The sequence below is a fragment of the Vibrio sp. T9 genome, from assembly GCF_003123985.1.
In the GTDB taxonomy this organism is placed as follows: domain Bacteria; phylum Pseudomonadota; class Gammaproteobacteria; order Enterobacterales; family Vibrionaceae; genus Vibrio; species Vibrio diabolicus.
In genome coordinates this window covers 1-455 of the sequence record NZ_NIGY01000063.1, presented here as the reverse complement: position 1 = coordinate 455, position 455 = coordinate 1, and the positions used below count along the sequence as shown (strand labels likewise).

Sequence of the window (455 nt, the reverse complement as noted above, 5' to 3'; positions counted from 1 at the left end):
AACGCGGTGAAGAAGACGGGCCTGGGCAAGGCGGGGGTGATCACGCGCACCGTGGTGGCCATCGCGACCAAGTACAACATCAAGCAGACGCCCGTGCAGTACACGCTGATGGTCGACGACCCACGCAAGGCCGTGAAGGAGTTCAAGCGCTCGACGCTGGACGATCTCTCCTGCTTCACCTTGAGCGTCGACAACATCGATGCGCAGCTCGCCGACATGACGCGCCGCGGAAATGCGTGGGCCACAGGCGATATCGGCGCGCTCCGCGACGACCGCACGGCGAAACAGCGCGCGGCCTGCCTCGATGCCGTCACCGACGGCGGCGTAGCGCAGCGAATCGGCCTCACCGACATACCCAAGGCCGTGCGAAACGCGTGGCTCACCGTGGTCGACAACGCCATGGCCCACGACACCCAGGCCGTCGCCATCGTTCCGATCGAGGATCTGCTCGGCGA

General features: G+C 65.9%; 1 protein-coding gene. It reads left to right on the top strand.

Annotated features, from left to right (window positions below):
• Positions 1-455: TraB/GumN family protein (locus CBX98_RS26345; protein WP_172606029.1), on the top strand; the 455-nt coding region annotated here is incomplete at both ends.